This is a genomic window from Plantibacter sp. VKM Ac-2885, assembly GCF_015351205.1.
In the GTDB taxonomy this organism is placed as follows: Bacteria; Actinomycetota; Actinomycetes; order Actinomycetales; family Microbacteriaceae; genus Plantibacter; species Plantibacter auratus.
Genome location: NZ_JADKSK010000001.1, coordinates 929,862 through 952,122 on the forward strand (window position 1 = coordinate 929,862; position 22,261 = coordinate 952,122).

Genomic DNA, 22,261 nt, shown 5'->3' on the forward strand with positions numbered 1-22,261 from the left:
CTGGGATGCGGAACGGGCCCGGGAATAGCTTCGGGCACCCCGCGTTGGACTTGAGCGTACGACACTCAAGTTTGAATCCAGGAGGTTCACGTGCCCGAAGACTTCACCCAGGGCGGCGCAGCAGCAGACGGCGGATCGTCGTCGTTCGACGACTTCCTCGCCCGATACCTCGAGGGCGAGCGGGCGCGTTCGGCGCGGACTATCGACCTCAGCCGCTTCCTCACCGCACGGACGCAGGAGATCCTGCAGCGCGCCGGCCGGTTCGCGCTCGAGCGCGGCCAGAACGAGCTCGACGCGCTGCACATCCTGCGCGTCATCGTGAGCGAGGAGCCCGCCAAGGACGCCGTCGCGCGCCTCGGCGTCGACCCGAAGGCCATCGCCAAGGCCGCCGAGCAGCGCCTGCCGCAGGCGTCCTCGCCGAGCGTCAAGGACCCGGCCATCACGCCGTCGGCCCAACGCGCGCTGTTCCACGCCTACCAGGTGGCCCGCGCCGCCGGATCGACGTACGTCGACCCCGAGCACCTCTTCTTCGCCCTCGTCATCAACCAGGACTCGCCAGCCGGTGAAGTCCTCGCCCGCGCCGGCGTCACGGCGGAGGCGCTGACCCAGGGCATGCGCCAGACCGTCGGCGACCCCGGCGTCGCCACCGACGACCAGGACGACCGCGATGCCGACGACCTCGACTCGGACACCCCGATGCTCGACCGTTTCGGCACCGACCTCACGGCGCTCGCCGCCGGCGGATCGCTCGACCCCGTCATCGGACGTTCGGAGGAGATCGAGCAGACCATCGAGATCCTCTCCCGACGCACGAAGAACAACCCCGTGCTCGTCGGCGAGGCCGGCGTCGGCAAGACCGCGGTCGTCGAGGGGCTCGCCCAGGCGATCGTCGACGGCGGCGTCCCGGAGCAGCTGCGCGGGAAGCGCGTCATCTCACTCGACCTGCCGGCCATGGTCGCCGGAACCCGGTACCGCGGTGACTTCGAGGAGCGCCTCACCGGCCTGCTCGACGAGATCGCAGCCAACCGCTCCGAGCTGATCGTCTTCATCGACGAGGTCCACACCGTCGTCGGCGCCGGAGGCTCCGGCGAGGGCGGCATGGACGCCGGCAACATGCTCAAGCCGCGTCTCGCGCGCGGTGAGCTGCACCTCATCGGTGCGACCACGCTCCGTGAGTACCGCGGGATCGAGAAGGACCCGGCACTCGAACGCCGCTTCCAGCCCGTGCGCGTCGGCGAGCCGTCGATCGAGGACGCCGTCCTCATCCTCGACGGTCTCCGTCCGGCGTACGAGGAGCACCACGACGTCCGCTTCACCGACGCCGCCCTCCGCGCCGCCGTCGAGCTCTCGGCCCGCTACCTGCCCGACCGCGTCCTGCCCGACAAGGCCATCGACCTCGTCGACCAGGCCGGAGCCCGGCTGCGGTTGCGGCTCGGGAAGGCGGTCGACGTGAGCGCCCTCGTCGAGGAGCTCGCGACACTCGAGGCGTCGAAGAACGCTGCCGTTTCGGCCGAGCACTACGAGGAGGCCTCGCGCATCCGCGATGAGATCACCGCCGTGCAGGCGAAGCTCGACGCCGCCTCCAACGGCCCCGGCGCGCGCACCGACCGCGACGCCGTCGTCGACGAGGCCCAGATCGCCGGCGTCGTGTCCCGCGCCACCGGCATCCCGGTCAGTCGGCTCACGGAGGGCGAGCGGGAACGTCTCGCCGGCCTCGAGGACGAACTGCACGCTCGCGTCATCGGCCAGCACGACGCCGTGACCGCGGTGTCGAAGGCCGTCCGCCGCAACCGCACGGGCATGGGCGACGCGAACCGACCCGTCGGCAGCTTCCTGTTCCTCGGTCCCACCGGCGTGGGTAAGACGGAGCTCGCGAAGGCGCTCGCCGGATCCCTCTTCGCTGACGAGCACTCGGTGATCCGCTTCGACATGAGCGAGTTCGGCGAACGCCACACGGTGTCGCGACTCGTCGGCGCCCCTCCCGGGTACGTCGGGTTCGACGAGGCGGGCCAGCTCACCGAGCGCGTGCGACGCAACCCGTACTCGATCGTGCTGTTCGACGAGATCGAGAAGGCGCACCCGGACGTGTTCAACCTGCTCCTGCAGGTCCTCGACGACGGTCGCCTGACGGACGGTCAGGGGCGGACGATCGACTTCCGCAACACGGTCGTGGTCATGACGTCGAACCTCGGTTCCGAGTTCCTGGCCTCACGGTCCGGTGCGATGGGCTTCGTGGCCGGCGGCGGCGACGACCCGACGGGCTTCGGCTCCGAGGAGGCGCTGCGTGCCCGGGTCATGGGCAAGCTGCGCGAGGCGATGCGTCCGGAGTTCCTCAACCGCATCGATGAGATCGTCCTCTTCCGCAAGCTCGACCAGCAGCAGCTGCAGGAGATCGTCGCGCTGATGCTCGGCCGCACGACCGAACGGTTGGCCGCGCGCGGTGCGTCACTCGAGACGACTCCGGAAGCGCGCGCCCTCCTCGCGGAGCTCGGCTACGAGCCGGAGTACGGCGCGCGCCCCCTGCGTCGCCTCATCCAGCGTGAGGTCGACGACCGCATCGCCGAGCTCGTCGTGAGTGGTGGGGTCGGCGACGGCTCGACCGTGCACGTCGACGCGGTCGGCGGGAAGATCGTCGTCACCGAACGGTCCGTGGTGGTGGCGGAAGCCGCCTAAGCCGGGAGATGGATCGACAGGCTCAGGGACCGGACCTCCGGACCCTGAGCCTGTCGCCGTCTGTGTGCGCGGGCACCTCGACAGGCTCGGTGACCGGAGCGCCGGAGGGTTCCTATTCCTGAAGTCCTTGCACCGAATCCAGCAGGCTCGGCGCGCTCACGTAGAAGAGTTGCCCGTCCTGCCACACGAAGCCACCGGAGAGGTTGCCGCCCGGGTCGGTCGGCTCGACGAGGAACGGACGTCCGGACTCGTCGCTCTCGACGAATCCGGCGGCTTCGAGTTCGGCCTGCTTCGCAGCCCAGGCCGTCTCGTCGAACTGTGCTTGCGCGACCGTCGCCGAGATGTCGGTCTGCGGCTTCGTCCAGGTGCACGCGACGCCACCGGCGTCGACGAGGAACGTCAGGTCGGTCCGTGTGACCTGATACGCCCGCGGTTCCATCTGGGTCTGCGCGAGGTCCGCATATCCCTGCTCGGTGAGGATCGTGTCGCACGTCGCAGCTGTGGCCGTCTTGGTCGCCTCGGCGGAGGGCGTCGAGGTGGGGGTGGCGCTCGGAGTGCTCATGGTCGTGGAGCTCGGCGACGGCGCTCCGGATCCGCACCCGGCGAGGGCGAGGGCTCCGATCGTTGCGACGAGGGCGGTCAGGAGACGAGGGGAGTGGCGGCGCGACATCCCCCAAGCCTAGGAGTCGCGCCGAGTCCGGCGGATCAGGGGCAGCACGGGGAACGCGCAAACTGGCCATCCGCTGGGAGTTGAGCCAGGCGGACTCAACTTTCTTGACGTCGAAACCGGGCCTCGGTAGCATTGAGTCATCGGGGCTCAAGTCTCGACGTCACACCAGCATCACCCCATCAATCAGCTCGGTGCCGAGCTCGTCGAGTCGGCCGGACGCCCACAGCATGCCGCCCGAGTCGACGAGTTCCGAACCGGCAGTCAACACAAGGAGAACCAACACATGGCACGTGCAGTAGGCATCGACCTCGGTACCACCAACTCGGTGGTCGCCGTCCTCGAAGGTGGAGAACCCACCGTCATCGCCAACGCCGAGGGCTTCCGCACCACCCCCTCCGTCGTCGCATTCACCAAGGACGGCGAGGTGCTCGTCGGCGAGACCGCGAAGCGCCAGGCCGTCACCAACGTCGACCGCACCATCGCGAGCGTCAAGCGCCACATGGGCACCGACTGGAAGTTCGACGTCGACGGCAAGAAGTACACGCCGCAGGAGCTGTCCGCTCGCATTCTCGCGAAGCTGAAGCGCGACGCCGAGCAGTACCTGGGCGACACCGTGACCGACGCGGTCATCACCGTCCCCGCTTACTTCAACGACGCCGAGCGTCAGGCCACGAAGGAGGCCGGTGAGGTCGCAGGCCTCAACGTGCTCCGCATCATCAACGAGCCGACAGCCGCTGCTCTCGCCTACGGCCTCGACCGCGGCAAGGAGGACGAGCTCATCCTCGTCTTCGACCTCGGTGGCGGTACCTTCGACGTCTCGCTGCTCGAAGTGGGCAAGGACGACGACTTCTCCACCATCCAGGTCCGCTCCACCTCGGGTGACAACCGCCTCGGTGGAGACGACTGGGACCAGCGCGTCGTCGACTACCTGATCAAGCGCTTCAAGGACTCGACCGGTGTCGACGTCTCGGGCGACAAGATCGCGAAGCAGCGCCTCAAGGAAGCCGCCGAGCAGGCGAAGAAGGAGCTCAGCTCCTCGATGTCGACCTCGATCCAGCTCCCGTACCTCTCCCTCACGGAGAACGGCCCGGCGAACCTCGACGAGACGCTCAGCCGCGCGAAGTTCGAGGAGCTCACCAACGACCTCCTCGAGCGCACCCGCAAGCCGTTCAACGACGTCATCGCCGAGGCCGGCGTGAAGGTCTCCGACATCGCGCACGTCGTGCTCGTCGGTGGATCGACTCGTATGCCCGCCGTCGCCGAGCTCGTCAAGAAGCTCACCGGTGGTCAGGAGCCCAACAAGGGCGTCAACCCTGATGAGGTCGTCGCCGTCGGCGCCGCCCTCCAGGCCGGCGTGCTGAAGGGTGAGCGCAAGGACGTGCTGCTTATCGACGTCACCCCCCTGTCGCTCGGTATCGAGACCAAGGGTGGCATCATGACGAAGCTCATCGAGCGCAACACCGCGATCCCCACGAAGCGGAGCGAGACCTTCACCACGGCCGACGACAACCAGCCGTCCGTCGCGATCCAGGTCTTCCAGGGCGAGCGCGAGTTCACCCGCGACAACAAGAACCTCGGCACCTTCGAGCTGACCGGCATCGCGCCGGCTCCGCGCGGTGTGCCGCAGGTCGAGGTCACCTTCGACATCGACGCCAACGGCATCGTGCACGTGTCCGCCAAGGACAAGGGCACCGGCAAGGAGCAGTCGATGACGATCACCGGTGGCTCGTCCCTCGGCAAGGAGGACATCGAGCGCATGGTCCGCGAGGCCGAGGAGCACGCTGCGGACGACAAGGCCCGCCGCGAGCAGGCCGAGGTCCGCAACAGCGCCGAGCAGCTCGCCTACTCGATCGACAAGCTCATCAAGGAGAACGACGACAAGCTGCCCGAGGACGTCAAGACCGACGTCCAGGCCGATGTCGACGCCCTGAAGAGCGCGCTCGCCGGTGAGGACGAGGACGCGGTGAAGACCGCGTTCGACAAGCTCAACGAGAGCCAGGTCAAGCTCGGCGAGGCGATCTACGCCCAGGCGCAGGCCTCCGAGTCCGCCGCAGGAACCGAGGCCCCGGCTGAGGAGGCGACCTCCGATGAGGACGTCGTCGACGCCGAGGTCGTCGAGGACGAAGACGACAAGGACAAGAAGTAACCATGACTGACGAGAACCAGAACCAGAACCAGGACGATCCCATCATCTCTTCGACAGGCTCAGGACAGGCCGCGAAGCATGGGGACGACCCGGAGACCGGCGAGGTTCGTCAGCCTGGCACCGAGGGGGCTGACGCCGACGCGTCGGCCCCCTCGGGCGCACCTGCCGAATCCGCCGGCGCCGACGCACCGGCCGCCGACGACGAGCTGACCGTCGAGGACATCCTCAACGCGGCTCCCGAGGAGCCCGCGCAGGGCGGCGACCTCTCCCCGGCCGAGCAGCTCGCTGCAGAACGCCTCGGCGACCTGCAGCGCGTCACGGCCGAGTACGCGAACTACCGGAAGCGCACCGAGGCCGGCCGCGAGGTGGAGCGCGAGCGCACCACCGGCGAGGTCGCCAAGGTCCTGCTGCCGGTGCTCGACGACCTCGACCGCGCTGACAAGCACGGCGACCTCGAGGGCGACGCCCCCTTCACGCAGATCGCGGCCAAGCTCCGCGGCGCTGCCGAGAAGCTCGGGCTGAAGCCGTTCGGAGCGGTCGGCGAGACCTTCGACCCCAACGTGCACGAGGCCATCTTCCAGCAGCCCACGCCAGGCGCCGAGGGCGAGACCGTCCTCGACGTCGTGGAGACCGGGTACCACCTGGGCTCCACCCTGCTGCGCGCCGCGAAGGTGGTCGTCGCGGTCCCGGCGAGCTAGCCATGGCGAGTCAGGACTGGTTCGACAAGGACTTCTACAAGGTCCTCGGCGTCAAGAAGGACGTGACGCCGGCGGAACTGAAGAAGGTCTACCGGAAGCTCGCCCGGCAGTACCACCCGGACTCCAACCCGGGTGATGCGAAGGCCGAGGCGAAGTTCAAGGAGATCAGCGAGGCCCACTCGGTCCTCGGCGACCCCGAGCAGCGCAAGGAGTACGACGCCGTTCGTGCCATGGGCGGTGGAGCTCGCTTCACCGCCCCGGGTGCCGGCGGCGGCCAGGGCGGCTTCGAGGACGTCTTCGGGACGATGTTCGGTGGGGGCGGTGGTGGTGGCGGTCGCCAGAGCTACAGCTACCAGCAGGCTCCTCCCGGATACGAGGACATCCTCGGCGGCATGTTCGGCCAGGGTGGCTTCGGCCAGACCTCAGGTGGCTTCCGCGGCTACGGCGGACCCACGCCGGGCCGCGACATCACCGCGCACACGACGATCGACTTCATCACGGCCACGCAGGGCGACACCATCTCCCTGCAGACCTCCGAGGGACGCACCATCAAGGTGAAGATCCCGGCGGGTGTGTCGGATGGACAGAAGATCCGCCTGCGCGGCAAGGGGCAGCCGAGTCCGGACGGCGGCGAAGCCGGCGATATCGTGGTCACCGTGAGTGTCCGCAAGCATCCCGTGTTCGAACGCGACGGCCTGAACCTCCGCGTCACCGTGCCGGTCACCTTCGTGGAGGCCGCGCTCGGCGCCACGATCGAGGTTCCGACGCTCGGCGGCGACCCCGTCAAGCTGCGCGTCGCCCCCGGTACGCCGAGCGGCCGCGTCCTCCGCGTCAAGGGCCGTGGTGTCGCGACGACGAAGGGCACCGGCGACCTCCTGGCCGTCGTGCAGATCGTCGTCCCGGCGCATCTCGGCGGCGAGGCCAAGGAGGCACTCGAACGGTTCCACGAGCTGGAGCCGAAGGACAACCCCCGCGACGAGCTCATCGCTCGGGCTCGGGGCTAGTAGCCAGCAGCGCACGGAAGGGCAGGGAGCATGGACGAGCATTCGCCGGTCTTCGCGATCGCGATGGCTGCCGAGCTCGCCGGCATGCACCCGCAGACCCTCCGGCAGTACGACCGGCTCGGGCTCGTGTCGCCGACGCGGACCGCCGGGAAGTCGCGCAGGTACTCGATGCGCGACATCGCCCAGCTCCGTGAGGTGTCCAGGCTCAGTGCCGAGGGCGTCAGCCTCGAGGGCATCTCCCGCATCCTGACCCTGGAGAACGAGGTCAGCTCGCTCCAGGGCCGGGTGCGGGAGCTCGAGCACGCGCTCGCCAACGCCCTGCTGCGAACCCCGGGCAACCGGGTGTTCGCCGCCGGCATGGAGGGGAGCGTCGTCCCGATGCGGAGCGGTACCCGCACCCGCCGCCGGACCGAGGTCGTCGTCTGGCGGCCGTCGCTCTCCGAGTAGCCGACCACAGCGCACTCGTCGCCGTCATCCCGCGTGGATGACGACCACGAGTGCGCTTTCGTGTGGGTGCTGTTTAGGGGACCCGGAGTTCGTGAATCGGATCGCGTTGGCTCGCGACAATCGCAGGGACGAGGGCTGACACCACAGTCGTCGACCACGCGACAACTCCGAGCGCGATGCAGAATTCGACGCCGGGGAGTGGGTCTCCGGAGAGCAGCAGAGAGCCCGTCGCGGCGGCGAGTCCGCAAGCAACGCCCGTTGCCGCGAGCGCGCCGGTCTGTGTCAGTAGCAATTCCACGATCAGCTGCCTGCTGGCGCCGAGCGCGCGCCTCCGGCCGAAGTCCTTCCTCCGCATCATCACGAGGCCGAACAGAATGAGGGCGACCGCGACACCGTTGAGACCGAGGAGGCCGAGTACGAGGCCTCGAGAGTATGTATTCAGCTGACCTTCGACGAGCTCCTTCATCTCCGTCAGGCTGGTACTGGTCTGCACGACGATCCTGGAGGGATCGTGTGAGCCGACAACCGTTCTCGCGAACTCGGCAATGACGGGCACAAGCGCGGCGCTCGAGGCGATCACGACCAGGACAGCCACAGGCTCTGGTTGCGCAGGAACATCGTGTGGCACGACTGCGAGAGGTTCGAACGCCGTCAGAAACCCGGGTGTCCACATTCTTCCTCCGACGCCGAGCACCTTCCCGTCCGAGGTTATGACCGCTCCAGCGATGTCTGGCAGACCGAACTGTTCGAGCGCCGCGGACGAAGCGAACACGACATCGGAAGGACTGGTCGCCGGCCCCAGACCGAGGACGTCCAGGTTCGTGGAATGGAGATGCCTGACGGGTACGCGCGTGCCTTCTGGATTGCGTGTGTTCCGTGCGTCCTCAGCCGTCGAGAACGCCCCGGCCCACTCGATGCCATCCGTACCCTGCAACCGGACAAGGACATCGGTCGTCACGCCCGCCTCTGGATCTGCGCGGATCACGATGGCCCGGGACTCCATTGAGCTGATCGAGGCCAGGACGCGTTCCTCGGCGCCGACGGCGCGTCCAGTCGTCACGAAGACGGCAAAGACCATTGCCGCGACGGTGAACATCGTGAGAATGCTTGCCACCGGGCTCGCGCGAGCCGTTGCGAGCGCCTCGCGGGCGACTGCGCGACCGCGTCTCATAGCTGGAGCTCTCGGTCGCAGCGGGCAGCGAGCGCTATGGAGTGAGTGACCAGGACGACAACTCCTCCCGCCCGTGCATAGTCTCTGAGCGCGCAGACGACGAACTCAGTGGTGACAGGGTCGAGATTGCCGGTCGGCTCGTCGGCGAGCAAAATCGGTGGCTCGGTCACGAGTGCGCGGCTGAGCGCGATCCGCTGGGCCTGACCTCCGGATATCTGTCCGGGTTTGCGATCTGACGGAAGGTCGACGCCGAAACGATCGAGCAGGGCGCGTCCACGCTGTGCTGCACGAACGCGGTCATCGCCCCGGTAGAGCGCAGGTTCGGTCACATTGTCGATGAGCGTCCTGGTCTGGTCCAGGGCAGCGTCTTGGAAGACGAAGCCGAATGCGCGGGCGCGAAGGGCGGCTCGACGCGCATCACTCAGACGACCGCTCGGCTCACCGCCGACCAGAACATCGCCGGAAGCAGGCCGCAGCATCAGGCCAAGGAGATAGAGCAGAGTCGACTTACCGCGACCAGAGGGACCAGTGAGCGCGGTCATGGACCCCGGAACGAACTCGGCTGACCACTGACTCACGATCGGCTCCCGGCGCTGGTATGCGAACGACACATCGCGGGCAGCAAGGGTCATGCAGGACTTCGGAGCTCCGTTCGGCACTCGACTCACCGTGTGGTCTCGTCGACTGTGGCACGTATACGTACTCGCACGTTCTCCGCCACCCCCTCAACCACAGACATACCGTTCGCTGAGGCGAGAACTGTAATCGGCCGTCGTCGGCCTGCGTCGTCGATGACGGCGAGCCCTCCGCCGGCTTCGGTAACGATCGCAGCTGCGGGAAGAATGAGGCCACGGACCGTCTCTGCCGTAGTGATGGTCGCATCCAGGACCGTTTCGCCCCCGACGGGAACGGCGCCACACTGGTCTCCGCAAATCGCTTTACCGTCGACGCTGGTCAGTGTGATGTCGACCTGGTCCGTCTCCGGGTCGCGTCGACGTTCTCCTACCCGTGCAGTCCAAAGCTCGCCACTCGAGCCGTTGAGCGTGACGGTAGCCTCGGTCGGTATCAGCGCGGACTGAGCGGGAGTCGCTGGAACCGTCACCTCCGGTGCCGGTGACAGGGTCAGGATGACGGGCTCGCCACCGTCGAGACGTTTACCGCGAGCGACAACCTCACGATCGAGAGAGATCCGCGCGGGCAGCGTAGGAAGGAAGACGATACTGCCGACTTCGACGACACCGGTTTCTGGAACGCCTATGTCCTTCTGCCAGGCACGGATGGCACGATCGGTGGCGTCGCGCGCTACCCCGTCGACTGTGCCGTCGTAGTGGCCGAGTGACACCAGGAGCGCCTGAAGTTGTTCGATATCGGCACCATCCATGTCGCGACCGAGGTCCCGGAATGCGGGCACTTCGCCGGATGCTGCGACGACGGGTCGCAGGTCTACAGCAAACAGCTCGTCCCCCGGATGAAACTCGGTTCCAGGATCGGGTGGGACGCTCGTCACGATGCCCGTCGCTTGGTTGTAGGCGGTGCTGGAAGGAGCCCAACTGGCGATTGCGTTGAGTGTCAACGTCGCTCCGACCTCTCCTTCGCGGACGGTTGCGAATGCGTACGCTTCTCCGGCCGTCGGGTCCTCCTTCGGCGTCGTGACTGTCGACAGCGCCCATGCCGTTGCTGTTGTCACCAGGGCGGTGATCGCGACCGTCGTGGCCCGTGAGATCCACCGCCGCACTCGGCCGGGCGACGAAACTGAGGGTGTCCGGTCCGAGGCGGATCCGATCTCAGCGCGGTGACGTCGTCGAATCACCAGTGCCCTTTCTGAGTTTGCATCGTCGGGAGCCGGCAGAATGGCAGCGATGCCATCCTGCCGACTCGCGTGAGCTGCGGTGATGGCGGATGCCACCCTCCGCAGCTTGGGATTCACTGGCAGCCGAACGCCCAGGACGAGAAGGTGCCGCTCGTGTCTGCTTGCAACAGCGCAGCGCCGGGGCTGTACAGGCCACGCATTGAGGTCGTCCCGGCGTCCCGGTTGCCCTTCACCCAGCGCCCGCCCGTGGTGTGCTGGTGCACCGTCGATGCGGAGGACGTGACTCCGGACCACGTCCACGCACCAGTGCACGAACGGTTCGCGCCTTTATAGTCGGCAGCCATCGCGGGCGCGGAAATCGTCGTGGCGAGTGCAACCGCAGCTGCGACGGTCACAGCAGCCAGGAGTGATCTCTTCATGTTCGGCTCCATTCCATCGTCTTCCATGCGGCTGTCGCCGCAGGGTGGGTGACCAACTTAGCGGTATCTATGTAATACTTCAACATCTGAAATTTACCAAGCTGATCGCCAGAATGCGGTCGGGACGGAGTCGTCATATGTTGAAGAGAGTGGCTTGTGCCATCGGGGCGGCAGTGATGCTGGTGGTGATCGTCGGTTGTGCACCTGCCGGTGACCAACCCTCCACGACACCCACGCAGGAAGGGTTGTCGCTGTCTCCGCGCGCGGACCAGGCGTATCGCTGCCTCGTCGACAAAGGCTGGCCGGTGACCATCAGTTGGGACGGCGGAGTCGACATCACCAGTGATGACGTCCCCGCGGGGCAGGAGGAGCGATACGACCAGGACGCCGAGGCATGTTGGGCGCCACTCGAGGAGATGACCCGAGACCTGTCCCAAGAGGGGATCGAAGAGCTGTACGAGGAGGAACTCGCGACGCGGGAGTGCCTCATCGCCGAGGGCTACCAGGTGGATGATCCACCGTCGAAGCAGCGATTCCTCGATTCCTATCCAGACGAACGGTGGATGGCCTACGGAGCATCCGACGTCACTCGGGCGATGGCCGATGAGGAGTCATGGCGCGCCATCAACGAAACGTGCCGGCAACCCTCCTGGACCATCGGATTCTGAGCGAACCTGCGAATCCACAGCGTCGTCAGCGGGTTACACGGTGACGAGTATGAACGACGAGTGAGAGCGACCACGGCCGCGTAGGGTTGGGGCATGAGCGCGCAGCCCGTGGTGACGAAGCCGGACCCGGCGCAGACCGCACCCGCGACGGCTCGGCGGCGGCGCGGCGCCCGGCTGACCGGACTGACCGCCTACCCGCTCATGTACTTCGGCGTCATCGCGGGCGTGCTTCCGCTGCTGACGCTCGTCGTGATCGGCGCCCCCATCCTCGTCGGCGTCCTGCTCGGTGCGGGCGAGGCCGAATGGGTCGACGGCTTCTCGCGCGTGTTCGGGTTCATCCTGCTCTTCCTGACACCGCCGTTCGGCGCCTGGGTGTGGGGGTACGTCGCGCTCGGGGTCGTCGCCTTCCTCGGTGGCATCGCCCTCAGCCTGCGGATCCTGCGACGTCACGGCGTGCGTCGCGCCGGAGCCGTCACGCACTGGGGCATGTGGGCCACCGTCCCGCTGCAGCTCATCTTCGCGGTCATCAGCCTCGTGATCGTGTTCGGTGCGATCGCGTCCGTCCGCGCCGAGGACGCCAGCGGCCTCGAGACCGTCCGCGCCTTCGGCCAGGGTGTCGCGATCGCCACGGTCGTCAACCTCCTCGTCTCCGCCGGGCTCGGTGTCCTCGTCTTCCCGGCCGTTCTCCGAGCCGTGAAGGCGGAGAAACCGGCTCGACGCGCCCGCCGACGCGGCTGACCACTGGACGGTGTCGGTCCCCGGGAGCAGAATCGCTGCATCAGCCGGTCCAGGCTGTGTCGCCGCTCCAGAAGGGAAGCAACCATGTCCACGCCGCCGATCGCCGTCGATCCGCCCTCCATGTACACGAGCCCCGCCTTCGCGCAGGGCATGATCCTCCCGGCCGGCCCGACGCTGTTCGTCGGCGGGCAGAACGGCGTCGACGCCGAGGGCGCACTCCTCGACGGCCTCGGTCCGCAGACGGAACAGGCGCTCCGCAACGTCCTCACGGTGCTCGCCGAGGCCGGTTCCGGGCCCGAGCACGTCGCGAAGCTCACCATCTACCTCGCGCCAGGGATCGATCCGTCCGACGGCTACGCGGCGACCACGGCGGTCTGGGGTGGTCGCCGGACTGCTGTCACGGTCCTCTCCGTGGCGCCCGCACGTCCGGGAGCGCTCGTCGAGATCGACGCCGTGGCGGCGGTCCCTGCGTCCTGACCGCGCGAACCCGTGCGGACGACCCGCCGGTACGCTGAGGGGATGCCCGAGTTCTCCTTCGACGCGCTGCGCCGGTTCCCCGATCACGAGGCACCCAACCTCTTCGCCGTCGACGCGACCGATCGGCTCCTGCTCGACGAAGCGGCCGAGGTCCTGGCCGGGCGGGCGCCGACGCCTGGCGAGATCGTCGTCGTCGGCGACGCCTACGGGGCGCTGACCCTCGGCGCCATCGCGCTCCTGGGGGCGACCGACGTCCGGGTCCACCAGGACGCCGCCGTCGGGGAACGGGCCCTCGCGGCCAACGCCGAACGGCTCGGCGTCGACGGTGGCTTCCGCAACCTGCCGCTCGGCGAGGAGCTGTTCACGGGCGCATCACTCGTCCTCGTCCAACTCCCGAAGCACCTCGAAGCCCTGCACGAGATCGCCGCCGCCGTGGCCCGTTGGAGCGCCGCGGACGTCCGTCTCCTGGCGGGTGGCCGGGTGAAACACCTGACGCCCGCGATGAACGAGGTCCTCGGTCGGAGCTTCTCGACCGTCACCGCGAGCCTCGCCCGGCAGAAGTCCCGGGTGCTCCGCGCGAGCGACCCGGTGACCGCCGCCGTCGAGGGAGAGCGTGACGAGGCCGACGCCACGGCCCCGACCGCGCTGCGCACCGAGCACCATGCCGACATCGGCCTGACCATCGCCGCCGCCGGGGCGGCGTTCGCCGGCACGAAGCTCGACATCGGTACCCGCTTCCTGCTCGAGGCGCTGCCGGAGATCGCGCCCGACGCCCGGACGGCCATCGACCTCGGCTGCGGCACCGGCGTCCTCGCGGTGTCGCTTGCCATCGCCCGGCCCGAGCTCGCGGTCATCGCGACCGACCAGTCCGCTGCAGCGGTCGCCTCGACCACCGCGACCATCGCCGCCAACGACGACACCGACCGCCGACTGGCCGAGCGCATCACGGTGCTCCGCGACGACGGCCTGTCGATGCAGCCGGACGCGTCAGCCGACCTCATCGTCCTGAACCCGCCCTTCCACAGCGGGACCACCGTCCACACAGGCGTCGCCCACGACCTGTTCGCCGAGGCCGCGCGTGTCCTGCAGCCGGGTGGCACCCTCGCCGTCGTGTGGAACTCGCACCTCGGCTACCGGGCTGCCCTCGAGCGGCTCGTCGGTCCGACGACGCAGTTCGCGCGCAACCAGAAGTTCACGGTGACGATCTCGCGCCCCCGGGCCGCCGGCGAGCCGCGTCCGTAACTCCTGCGGCTTGGACCACTCAGCGAGCAGCGGCCGCTCGAGCACCGGCATCGTCGACGGTCCGGACGGGCGTTGCAGGAGTTGTGGACGTCAGACGGCGTTCCAGAGGCGCTCGATGCGCTCGCGGAGCGCGGTCTCCTCCGGGGACTCGTCGGCGTACTCCGAGGCGTCGATCGTGATGGTGTCCGCGGCGTCGAACCACCAGGTCCCCGACTCACCGTCGACCCCGATGCTGGTCCACGTCCCCGGAGCGACGCCCGACTTGACCAGGCCGATGGCCGTCCCGAGCGTCGTGTCATCGCCCGCGTGGAGTTCGACCTGCAGGCGACCGACGCTGCTGTCGAAGGAGAGCAGCGAGCCCATTGCGGTCAACTGCTCGACCAGGGCGAACAGCACGGTCGCGTCCTCGCGAGCGCCACGCACGGAGAACGTGCCAGGGGAACCGCTCACGACGGGGCCGTCGATGCCGAGCGACTCGACGACCGATGCCTCCGGCAGGGCGTCGAGGACGTCGAGGGCGGTGCGCCCGGCGCCCGGGTCCGCGACGGTGATCCCGAGGCTGTCACTCGACGCCGCGATCGCGGTCACGCCGGGCACCGCGCCGAGGGCCTGGACGACCGGGAGCATGTCCGCCGACTGGACGCCGTCATCCCAGGTGACGATGCCGCCCTGGATCTCCACTGCGACGTCCGCCGGAACCGCACCCGTCGCCACCGCGGTCGCGGCGGCCACGTCCTCGACGCTCGCGATGCGGAGGTCGATCGTGTCCGGGGTCAGCGTGGCGCCGATGACCTCGAACTGCTCGGCGACGGCCAGGTAGGCGGCGCGAGTCGTATCGGGGTCGCCGCTGACCGTCGCGTCGTCGTCGACGCCTGAGGAGATGGAGAACTGCGCGTCCTCGTCCCAGTTCGGGAAGCCGGGGGCGGCATCGTCGGTATCGTCCTCGTCGGGTTCGGCCGGGTCGAAACCGTCATCGCTGCGGCCGCTGACGACCGCGGCGGCGTAGGCGGGTGTCGCGTCGGCGGTCGCCCTGGCCAGGTCGTAGGCGGCGAGGAAGTCCTCTCCGGGACGCGCCACGAGGGTGAGCGAGGACGCACGCGCACCGTCGGTTCCAGCGGAGGCGAGCTGCAGCTCGCCTCCCGGCACGCCCTCGTCCTCGAGCGAGGCGAGCAGCTCCAGCTGGGTCGCGTTGTCGGCTCGTCGGTCGAGGACGGACAGGGTGAACCCACGGACGGTGAGGTCGACGCCCTCCCACGTCGCTCCGCCGCTCCGCTTCGCCTGCTCGTTCAGGAATCCGCCGATGCGGTCCACGATCGCGCTCAGTCGATCGTCGGTGACGTCGTCGTCCATGAGCACCGACGCCGATGCCGTTCCGCTCCATGGCAGGGTGTTGCTCCCGGTCGTGTCGACATCGGCCACCTCCGGGACGCCGTCCAGGAGCTGCTCGAAATCCCGCCCGGCGGCGGAAGCCGCGTTCACGTCGCCACAGCCCGAGAGGCCGAGGACGGCTGCCATGGCGAACAGCGCCGTGGCAGCGGTCCGGATCGTGCGGTACTGCGGCATGAACCCACCCTAGGAGCTGCACGCCGCAGCCCGCGTCGGGGTGCTCCCGACGTCTCAGGTGCGGCGCCGAGTGTGCCCGTATGCTGGCCCGATGTCCGAGCCGTCCACCCCCGCAGACGGAGCACCTCGCGGCTCGCGCCGCCGAGATCAGCACGATCTCACCGCGGTCGAGCGCTGGATCGACGACCGGGCCAACCGGCTCCTGCGCGACGCCCCCGATGGCGGTGCGCGGGCGAAGGCCGTCGAGTTCCTCGTCTTCGGGGCGAAACAGGCGTGGGCGTGCATCTTCGGCGCAGCGATGCTCGCGGTCATCGTCGCCGCCCGCCTCTGGTACCCGGACGACGTCTGGCTCGCCCGGAACGACGCGCTCGTCGTCGCTGCCATCGTCATCCAGGTGGTCATGATCGTCACCAGGCTCGAGACGGGCCGCGAGCTCTGGGTGATCGTCCTGTTCCACGTCGTCGGGACGGGTATGGAGCTGTTCAAGACCGGGGTGGGGTCGTGGGAGTACGACGGCGGTGGGGTCCTGCACCTCGGCGCCGTGCCGTTGTACACCGGGTTCATGTACGCGGCCGTCGGGTCGTACATGGTCCGCGTGTACCGGCTCTTCGACCTCCGGTTCGACCGCTATCCACGGGTGTGGCTCACGACGATCATCGCGGCCGGCATCTACGTCAACTTCTTCAGCCAGCACTTCATCGTGGATCTGCGATGGGTGCTGCTCGCGGCCGTCCTCGTCGTGTTCGCGCGGACGATGATGCACTTCCGCGTGTTCCGTCGGACGCACCGCATGCCCGTGCTGGTGGCGTTCCTGCTCGTGGCCTGCTTCATCTGGATCGCCGAGAACATCGGGACGATCACGGGCGCCTGGCTGTACCCGAATCAGGAGGACGGTTGGCAGCTCGTCCCGCTCACCAAGCTGGTGTCGTGGTTCCTCCTCATGATGATCTCGGTGGTGATGGTCACCTGGGTGTACCCGCCGAAGCGGCCCGATCGCCTCCCGACCTGAGCCGCCTGCTGTCAACAGTTGCTGAAGGCGGTGCGCGCACCGGGTAGGGTTCGGGAGTGAGCGGCCCGAGCCCGGTGATCGCTCGTCCCCTTCCGGAGAGCAGCCATGGCCCAGCGTCAGCCCCAGGACCCACGCTTCCGTGATCGTGGCGGCGCTCGGCCAGCCTCCACGCAGTCGGGTCCCGTTCAGCCGGGCCCGGCCCGGCCCGCCCCGGCTCGACCTGCCGCCGCTCCACGGCCCGCACCACCGACCGTCGGCATCGCAGTCCCGGCCGCGGCCGCCGCACCCCTGCCGCGGACCAACCACCTCTTCGCCGGTGCACAGTTCGCGTTCATCGCCTCGATCCTGATGCTCGGGCTGTACATCGGGCTGACCTCGACCTGGACCCTACTCGAACCCGACTTCCTCATCGGGCTCTCCCTGACGGCGGCGGCGACGTCCCTGCTCTTCGCCGTGCCACCGTCCGGCGCGCTCCGTGGTCTGCTCGTGCTCGTACCGACCATCGACATCCTCGCCGTCGGGTTCTTCCGCGACACCCTGCCGAACCTGCCGACGTCGGGTCTCCTCATCGTCATCCCGGTGCTCTGGCTCGCGGGTGGGTTCGGGGTCTCGGCACTGCCCGTCCCGGTGTTCGGAGCGATCTTCGTCTCCCTCATCCCGGTCGCGCGCGCCGGAGCATGGCCGACGACGCCTGGTGGGTGGGGCGCGATCTGCATCCTGCCGGCCCTGGTCCTCATCATGACCGTCACCGTGCACCTGGCCGCGCGCCAACTCCGCGCCCACGAGGGACGGGCACGGATCGCGCTCGCGGCGGCGACGGAAGCGGCGGCCGTGGCGACGACGGTCTCGGAATCCGTCGACGCCGCCGTCGCCTTCTTCCGGCCGGACGGCACGGTGGCGCTCCGCAACGAGGCGACGCATGAACAGGCCGAGTTGGCGGGCTTCGACCCCAAGACCCGGGCCGGCGTCCACGTCTACAGGCCGGACCGGAAGACCCGGCTGCTTCCCGAGGAGCAGGTCATCAACCGGGCGCTGCGCGGCGAGAGCTTCCGTGGCGAACTGTACTGGGTGGGGGAGCCGGGCGACCAGCGCGCCATCATCGCGAACGCGCGACAGGTGCACACCGACGACGGCACCTTCGTGGGCACCATCACCGTCGGTCACGACGTCACCGAGCTCGCCGACGCGGTGGCGCTCCGGGAAGCGTTCCTCATCGACGTCTCCCACGAACTCCGCACCCCGTTGACGTCGATCATCGGCTACCTCGACCTCCTCACCGAGGGGCATGACCTGCGGCAGCTCGGACTGGAGCGCGAGGTCTCGACGGTCCAGCGCAACGCGGAGCAGTTGTACGCGATCATCGGCGACCTGCTCGCGGCGGGCGACGCCGAGATGCGGGTGCGGATCGCACACACCGACGTCGCCGACATCGCCAGGGAGAGCGTGGCCGCGATCCTGCCGCAGGCGTCGGATGCCGGTGTCGTCGTCCGAGCCGAGGTCCCCCCGCACGTGGAGTTGGAGGGCGACGGCGGCCGGCTCCGCCAGGTCCTCGACAACCTGCTCTCGAACGCGGTGAAGTACACCCCGCGGGGCGGGCGCGTCCTCCTGACCGTCGCGGTGGAGGGGAAGACCTGCACCGTGAACGTCGCGGACACCGGCATCGGCATCTCGCCGGACGACCAGCGGCAGCTCTTCAACCGCTTCTTCCGGGCCAGGGAGGTCCGCGACGATGCGCGGCCAGGCGTCGGCCTCGGGCTGTCGATCGTGAAGTCCATCACCGAGGCGCACCATGGCTGGATCACCGTGTCCAGCCGCCCGGGCCGCGGCTCCACCTTCACCGTGACGCTGCCACTCCGCCAGCCGCGCGCCGGCGCACCGTCCGCTTCCTGAGTCGGACCCCGGCAGGGAGGCGCTGCGGCACGCATCGTGGGAGGCTTGGAGGATGGCGCAGATCCTCGACCAGCCGATCGTCGACGAGGCGACCCTCACCATGCAACCGTGGGTCACCATCGTCTGGAACGACCCGGTGAACCTCATGTCCTACGTCTCCCTCGTGTTCCGCAGCTACTTCGGCTACACCCACGAGGAGGCGGAGCGACTCATGCTCGCCGTGCACCACGAGGGCCGCGCCGTCGTCGCCACCGGTAACCGCGAGGAGATGGAGCGCCACGTCGAGGCCATGCACGGGTACGGGCTCTGGGCCTCGCTCGCGAAGGCCGACGCATGAGCGCCTTCGTCCGTCCGCCCGTCGGACCCGTCGTGCTCCGCCTCGACGAGCAGGAGACCTCGATCCTCGAGCAACTGGCGAGCCAGCTCGTCGACATGCTCGAGGACGCGACGCGTGCCGGGCTGGCGACCGCCGTGGAGCTTGACCCCGCCATGGCGCGGCTGGTGCCGGAGGGGTACCGCGACGACCCCGAGGCCGCCGCGGAGTTCCGACGCTTCACCGCCGACGACCTCGTCGGCGGCAAGGTGACCGCGGCGCGGACCGTCCTGGCTGCGCTCACCGCCGACGCGTCCGACGCGGCTCAGCCGACGGACGTCCCGGTCGGGCACGAGGACGGTGCAGCCGTGACCCTCGAGGGCGAGACGGCCTGGACCTGGCTGCGGTTCCTCAACGACACCCGGCTCACCATCGCGGCGCGACTCGGCATCGAGGAGGACGACGCGGAGCCGTTCGACCCGGCTCCGACGACCTCGGACGACGAGCAGGATCCGCAGCTCATGATGGCGATCTACGCCTGGCTCGGGTACCTGCAGGAGTCGATCGTCGCCGTCCTCGACGAAGCCTGAGTCGCGGCGCCGGACACCTGCGACCCGGGCGCCACGGGTAGCCTTGGTGACCATGCACATCCTCGTCTTCAGCGACCAGCACCCCGAGTCGTCCGGCGGGGCCCAGGTCTCGATCCGGCTGCAGCGGCGCTTCCTGGAGGCCGCGGGGCACACCGTCACGGTGTGCTCGCCGCGGATGCACCAGGAGCACGACGACGACCCGCACTATCTCGACACCCCTTCGATCCCTATCACGCTCGACCGCGAGTACTCGATGACCGTGCCCGGCCGGCTCACCGACCGCTGGCTCGACGCACGCCTGGCCGAGCTGCCCCCGGTCGACGTCGTCCACGTGCAGGCCGACTTCTGGCAGGCGCTCACGGCCTACCGCTACGCCGAACGGCACGGGATCCCGGCCCTCCACACGATGCACAACCGCATGGACGTCGGCATCGAGCAGACCATGCCGGCGCCGGGCCTCGTCGTCGGAGCCCTGTCCTGGTGGCAGCGCCGGGTCCTCCGGCCGCGGCTCTCGACCCTGCCGACCGGCGTCTGGTCCTATCTGCAGGAGTTCGCCAAGCGTGCGTCCGTCGTCATCGCGCCATCGCACCACTTCGCGCGGGTCCTCCGCGAGCAGGGGGTGACCGCCCACGCCGAGGTCCTGTCGACGGGCGTCGACGACGCGGTGCTCGACGAGATCCTCGACGAACGCGCGACCACGCTCCACGTGCCGCACCGCCTGCCGTCGTTCGTGTGGATCGGCCGCTTCAGCCAGGAGAAGCGGCTCATGGAGTTCCTCGAGGCGGTCCGGCTCGCGGACGTCGACGCGGTGTTCCGCCTGTACGGGGCCGGACTCCTGCTCGCGAAGGCCCAGGCGTTCGTCGCCGAACACGACCTCGCCGACCACGTCGTCTTCGCCGGTCGCGTCTCGTACCCCGACTCGCTGCGCGCGATCGCCGACGCCGACGCCCTCGTGCAGACGTCGATCGGGTTCGAGACGCAGGGCATGACCGTGTTCGAGGCGGCCGCACTCGGCACGCCGTCGATCATCAGCGACCCGAACATCGCGGCAGAGCTCCCGGCCGACTCGATGTGGCAGCCGACGGACGGCGGGGTCGAGGCGCTCGCCGAAGCGATCCGTCGTGCCGTCGCCGACATCGAGGCGGGAACGGCACCGGTCGTCGCACCGGGCCTCGCCCGCACCCTGCGACAGTCGACGCAGACCACCCGCCTCCTTGCCCTGTACGAGGCAGCCCTGGCGCCGGAGGCCGCGCGCTAGCATCGGCTCATGCGCAGGACATCGAAGCAGCACCCCGGGCCGGACGGCGGCGAACGCGTCCTGATCCTGTCGGCCGGGGTCGGGTCCGGACACAACAGCGCCGCCGCCGCCGTGGAACAGGCGTGCGCCGGGCGTCCCGACGTCACCGAGGTCGAGGTCCTGGACGTCCTCCAGGCGAGCACCTCCCTGTACCGCGACGTCCTCGGCAAGGGGTACTTCGTGCTCGTCGAGGAGACGCCCTGGCTCGTGGAGTGGGGCTACGACCTGAGCGACGCGCCGTTCCGTCGTCGCGGTCCGCTCGACCCCTGGACGCGGGCGAACGCGATGCCGGTGGTCAGCGCGATCAAACGCTTCAGACCCACCGCGATCATCTGCACCCACTTCCTCCCGGCCCAGTTGCTGGCCTCCCTCATCCTCCGAGGCGCCGTCGACGCCAGGACCGCGATCGTCACCACGGACTACGACTTCCAGGGGCTGTGGCTGACGAGCGCCTTCCACGCGCTCTTCCTCGCCCGGGAGGAGGGACGGGTCCAGCTGACGGCCCTCGGTCTTCCGCCCGACCGTGTCGTGGCTTCGGGGATCCCCATCGCCGCTCAGCCGAGCGCCCCGGCCGAACGCGACCCGGCGGCGCCGCCCATGCTGCTCATCTCGGCCGGCGCGTCCGGCGGTGACTACGCGCTCGCGGTCGTCCGACAGACGCTGCACCTCCGGTCGCCGTTCACCGCCACGATCGTGTGCGGGCGGAACGAGGCGCTGCGGCGGAGCGTCGAGGACCTCATCGCGCCCGGCGACGACCGCTACACCGTGCTCGGCTTCACCGACGAGATGCCGCAGCTCCTGCGCCGAGCCGACCTGTTCATCGGTAAGCCAGGAGGACTGTCGGCGTCGGAGTGCATGGCCGCCGGTCTGCCGATGGTGCTCGTGAACCCCATCCCCGGGCAGGAGGTCCGCAACGGCGACTACCTCATGGAGCAGGGTGCCGCCGTACGGTGCAACACCGCGACGACGATCGGGTGGAAGATCGACGGGATCCTCGGCGAGCCGGGTCGTCTGGCGCGGATGCAGGCCGCAGCCCGACGGGTCGGTCGCCCCGACGCGGCCCGCGACGTCGTCGACGGGCTGCTCGATGGTCCGGCGCGACCGTTCGTCGTGACCCGGGCAGCGCAGAAGACGATCTTCGACGCGAGCGCGCGGCGGGTGGTCGCGAGTGAGCTCGAGGGCGAGTCGGCCCTCGTGCGCCTCGTCGACCCGGCGGCGTCCAGTACATTGGCGCTGCTCCGGGCCGGTGAGCTGGACGACCTGCAGCAGCGCTACACCGGGCCGGACGGCACCCTCGTGCTGCGACGCGACGACGCCGTGCTCTCCGTCCGGCGCGACACGCAGCGTCTGCTCCGCGCCGTCCTCGGACGGGACGACGAGCTCGCCGTGCGGGTCGAGGGCCTCGCCGACCTCGAGTCGGCCGCCCCGAGCTGATC

At 69.2% G+C, this 22,261-nt stretch carries 21 protein-coding genes; 15 read left to right on the forward strand and 6 right to left on the reverse strand.

Going from position 1 to position 22,261, the window contains the following annotated elements; all coding sequences use genetic code 11:
- Nucleotides 1-90 precede the first annotated feature (90 nt).
- Nucleotides 91-2,673, forward strand: a complete 2,583-nt coding sequence (locus tag ITJ66_RS04580; protein ID WP_194643722.1) for an ATP-dependent Clp protease ATP-binding subunit — start codon at nt 91-93, stop codon at nt 2,671-2,673.
- 112 nt (nt 2,674-2,785) lie between these two features.
- Here ITJ66_RS04580 and ITJ66_RS04585 read toward each other — a convergent pair whose 3' ends face one another.
- Nucleotides 2,786-3,343, reverse strand: coding sequence for a hypothetical protein (locus ITJ66_RS04585; protein ID WP_194643724.1), 558 nt, complete (start codon nt 3,341-3,343; stop codon nt 2,786-2,788).
- Nucleotides 3,344-3,626: 283 nt separating this feature from the next.
- Here ITJ66_RS04585 and dnaK point away from each other — a divergent pair, with 283 nt between their 5' ends.
- Genes dnaK through ITJ66_RS04605 form a run of 4 tightly spaced genes read left to right on the forward strand, consistent with a single transcriptional unit; the run spans nt 3,627 to nt 7,638 of the window.
- The gene (dnaK, locus tag ITJ66_RS04590) at nt 3,627-5,489 is read left to right on the forward strand and encodes a molecular chaperone DnaK (protein ID WP_085511953.1); all 1,863 of its coding nucleotides are present in this window, start codon (nt 3,627-3,629) and stop codon (nt 5,487-5,489) included.
- Between the two features lie 2 nt (nt 5,490-5,491).
- Entirely contained in the window at nt 5,492-6,187 is a 696-nt protein-coding gene (locus ITJ66_RS04595; RefSeq protein WP_194643726.1) for a nucleotide exchange factor GrpE, read from the forward strand.
- 2 nt (nt 6,188-6,189) lie between these two features.
- Nucleotides 6,190-7,191: a DnaJ C-terminal domain-containing protein gene (locus ITJ66_RS04600; protein ID WP_194599428.1), complete on the forward strand. Its 1,002-nt coding sequence runs from the start codon at nt 6,190-6,192 to the stop codon at nt 7,189-7,191.
- Between the two features lie 30 nt (nt 7,192-7,221).
- On the forward strand, nt 7,222-7,638 hold the full coding sequence (locus ITJ66_RS04605; protein ID WP_064297156.1) for a heat shock protein transcriptional repressor HspR: 417 nt from the start codon (nt 7,222-7,224) through the stop codon (nt 7,636-7,638).
- Nucleotides 7,639-7,711: 73 nt separating this feature from the next.
- On the opposite strand, the gene ITJ66_RS04610 is transcribed toward ITJ66_RS04605, so the two are convergent.
- The 4 genes from ITJ66_RS04610 to ITJ66_RS04625 all read right to left on the reverse strand — a co-directional run bounded on the left by ITJ66_RS04610 (nt 7,712) and on the right by ITJ66_RS04625 (nt 11,038).
- A complete protein-coding gene (locus tag ITJ66_RS04610) occupies nt 7,712-8,734 on the reverse strand; it encodes an FtsX-like permease family protein (RefSeq protein WP_194643728.1) in 1,023 nt (340 codons plus the stop codon).
- A gap of 71 nt (nt 8,735-8,805) precedes the next feature.
- A complete protein-coding gene (locus ITJ66_RS04615; protein WP_194643730.1) occupies nt 8,806-9,441 on the reverse strand; it encodes an ABC transporter ATP-binding protein in 636 nt (211 codons plus the stop codon).
- A gap of 32 nt (nt 9,442-9,473) precedes the next feature.
- Nucleotides 9,474-10,715: a peptidoglycan-binding domain-containing protein gene (locus tag ITJ66_RS20105; protein ID WP_194643733.1), complete on the reverse strand. Its 1,242-nt coding sequence runs from the start codon at nt 10,713-10,715 to the stop codon at nt 9,474-9,476.
- Between the two features lie 17 nt (nt 10,716-10,732).
- Nucleotides 10,733-11,038, reverse strand: a complete 306-nt coding sequence (locus tag ITJ66_RS04625) for a hypothetical protein (protein WP_194643735.1) — start codon at nt 11,036-11,038, stop codon at nt 10,733-10,735.
- A gap of 137 nt (nt 11,039-11,175) precedes the next feature.
- Between ITJ66_RS04625 and ITJ66_RS04630 the strand changes: the two genes are divergently transcribed.
- The 4 genes from ITJ66_RS04630 (at nt 11,176) to ITJ66_RS04645 (ending at nt 14,163) form a co-directional block, all read left to right on the forward strand.
- Nucleotides 11,176-11,706 carry a hypothetical protein gene (locus ITJ66_RS04630; RefSeq protein WP_079704953.1) on the forward strand — a complete coding sequence of 177 codons (531 nt, stop codon included), beginning with the start codon at nt 11,176-11,178 and terminating at the stop codon, nt 11,704-11,706.
- Nucleotides 11,707-11,799: 93 nt separating this feature from the next.
- A complete protein-coding gene (locus tag ITJ66_RS04635) occupies nt 11,800-12,444 on the forward strand; it encodes a hypothetical protein (RefSeq protein ID WP_191940405.1) in 645 nt (214 codons plus the stop codon).
- 84 nt (nt 12,445-12,528) lie between these two features.
- Nucleotides 12,529-12,921 carry a RidA family protein gene (locus tag ITJ66_RS04640; protein ID WP_194643737.1) on the forward strand — a complete coding sequence of 131 codons (393 nt, stop codon included), beginning with the start codon at nt 12,529-12,531 and terminating at the stop codon, nt 12,919-12,921.
- A gap of 42 nt (nt 12,922-12,963) precedes the next feature.
- The gene (locus ITJ66_RS04645) at nt 12,964-14,163 is read left to right on the forward strand and encodes a methyltransferase (RefSeq protein WP_194643739.1); all 1,200 of its coding nucleotides are present in this window, start codon (nt 12,964-12,966) and stop codon (nt 14,161-14,163) included.
- 90 nt (nt 14,164-14,253) lie between these two features.
- Here ITJ66_RS04645 and ITJ66_RS04650 read toward each other — a convergent pair whose 3' ends face one another.
- Complete coding sequence (locus ITJ66_RS04650; RefSeq protein ID WP_194643741.1) at nt 14,254-15,726, reverse strand: hypothetical protein; 1,473 nt, start codon at nt 15,724-15,726, stop codon at nt 14,254-14,256.
- A gap of 91 nt (nt 15,727-15,817) precedes the next feature.
- Here ITJ66_RS04650 and ITJ66_RS04655 point away from each other — a divergent pair, with 91 nt between their 5' ends.
- The 6 genes from ITJ66_RS04655 (at nt 15,818) to ITJ66_RS04680 (ending at nt 22,259) form a co-directional block, all read left to right on the forward strand.
- Nucleotides 15,818-16,735: a DUF817 domain-containing protein gene (locus ITJ66_RS04655; protein WP_194643743.1), complete on the forward strand. Its 918-nt coding sequence runs from the start codon at nt 15,818-15,820 to the stop codon at nt 16,733-16,735.
- Between the two features lie 105 nt (nt 16,736-16,840).
- Nucleotides 16,841-18,625: a cell wall metabolism sensor histidine kinase WalK gene (locus tag ITJ66_RS04660; protein ID WP_194643745.1), complete on the forward strand. Its 1,785-nt coding sequence runs from the start codon at nt 16,841-16,843 to the stop codon at nt 18,623-18,625.
- 52 nt (nt 18,626-18,677) lie between these two features.
- A complete protein-coding gene (gene clpS / locus ITJ66_RS04665) occupies nt 18,678-18,962 on the forward strand; it encodes an ATP-dependent Clp protease adapter ClpS (RefSeq protein WP_056009029.1) in 285 nt (94 codons plus the stop codon).
- Nucleotides 18,959-19,528: a DUF2017 family protein gene (locus ITJ66_RS04670; protein ID WP_194643747.1), complete on the forward strand. Its 570-nt coding sequence runs from the start codon at nt 18,959-18,961 to the stop codon at nt 19,526-19,528. The genes clpS and ITJ66_RS04670 overlap by 4 nt, the downstream gene beginning before the upstream one ends.
- 52 nt (nt 19,529-19,580) lie before the next feature.
- Entirely contained in the window at nt 19,581-20,786 is a 1,206-nt protein-coding gene (locus ITJ66_RS04675) for a glycosyltransferase (RefSeq protein WP_191940413.1), read from the forward strand.
- A gap of 9 nt (nt 20,787-20,795) precedes the next feature.
- The gene (locus tag ITJ66_RS04680) at nt 20,796-22,259 is read left to right on the forward strand and encodes a glycosyltransferase (RefSeq protein WP_194643749.1); all 1,464 of its coding nucleotides are present in this window, start codon (nt 20,796-20,798) and stop codon (nt 22,257-22,259) included.
- The last annotated feature ends 2 nt before the right edge of the window (nt 22,260-22,261 follow it).

Coding starts and splice junctions, on each gene's coding strand:
- ITJ66_RS04585 (WP_194643724.1), bottom strand. CDS start 3,343: ATGTCGCGCCGCCACTCCCCTCGTCTCCTGACCGCCCTCGTCGCAACG.
- dnaK (WP_085511953.1), top strand. CDS start 3,627: ATGGCACGTGCAGTAGGCATCGACCTCGGTACCACCAACTCGGTGGTC.
- ITJ66_RS04595 (WP_194643726.1), top strand. CDS start 5,492: ATGACTGACGAGAACCAGAACCAGAACCAGGACGATCCCATCATCTCT.
- ITJ66_RS04600 (WP_194599428.1), top strand. CDS start 6,190: ATGGCGAGTCAGGACTGGTTCGACAAGGACTTCTACAAGGTCCTCGGC.
- ITJ66_RS04605 (WP_064297156.1), top strand. CDS start 7,222: ATGGACGAGCATTCGCCGGTCTTCGCGATCGCGATGGCTGCCGAGCTC.
- ITJ66_RS04610 (WP_194643728.1), bottom strand. CDS start 8,734: ATGTTCACCGTCGCGGCAATGGTCTTTGCCGTCTTCGTGACGACTGGA.
- ITJ66_RS04615 (WP_194643730.1), bottom strand. CDS start 9,441: ATGACCCTTGCTGCCCGCGATGTGTCGTTCGCATACCAGCGCCGGGAG.
- ITJ66_RS04625 (WP_194643735.1), bottom strand. CDS start 11,038: ATGAAGAGATCACTCCTGGCTGCTGTGACCGTCGCAGCTGCGGTTGCA.
- ITJ66_RS04630 (WP_079704953.1), top strand. CDS start 11,176: ATGTTGAAGAGAGTGGCTTGTGCCATCGGGGCGGCAGTGATGCTGGTG.
- ITJ66_RS04635 (WP_191940405.1), top strand. CDS start 11,800: ATGAGCGCGCAGCCCGTGGTGACGAAGCCGGACCCGGCGCAGACCGCA.
- ITJ66_RS04640 (WP_194643737.1), top strand. CDS start 12,529: ATGTCCACGCCGCCGATCGCCGTCGATCCGCCCTCCATGTACACGAGC.
- ITJ66_RS04645 (WP_194643739.1), top strand. CDS start 12,964: ATGCCCGAGTTCTCCTTCGACGCGCTGCGCCGGTTCCCCGATCACGAG.
- ITJ66_RS04650 (WP_194643741.1), bottom strand. CDS start 15,726: ATGCCGCAGTACCGCACGATCCGGACCGCTGCCACGGCGCTGTTCGCC.
- ITJ66_RS04655 (WP_194643743.1), top strand. CDS start 15,818: ATGTCCGAGCCGTCCACCCCCGCAGACGGAGCACCTCGCGGCTCGCGC.
- ITJ66_RS04660 (WP_194643745.1), top strand. CDS start 16,841: ATGGCCCAGCGTCAGCCCCAGGACCCACGCTTCCGTGATCGTGGCGGC.
- clpS (WP_056009029.1), top strand. CDS start 18,678: ATGGCGCAGATCCTCGACCAGCCGATCGTCGACGAGGCGACCCTCACC.
- ITJ66_RS04670 (WP_194643747.1), top strand. CDS start 18,959: ATGAGCGCCTTCGTCCGTCCGCCCGTCGGACCCGTCGTGCTCCGCCTC.
- ITJ66_RS04675 (WP_191940413.1), top strand. CDS start 19,581: ATGCACATCCTCGTCTTCAGCGACCAGCACCCCGAGTCGTCCGGCGGG.
- ITJ66_RS04680 (WP_194643749.1), top strand. CDS start 20,796: ATGCGCAGGACATCGAAGCAGCACCCCGGGCCGGACGGCGGCGAACGC.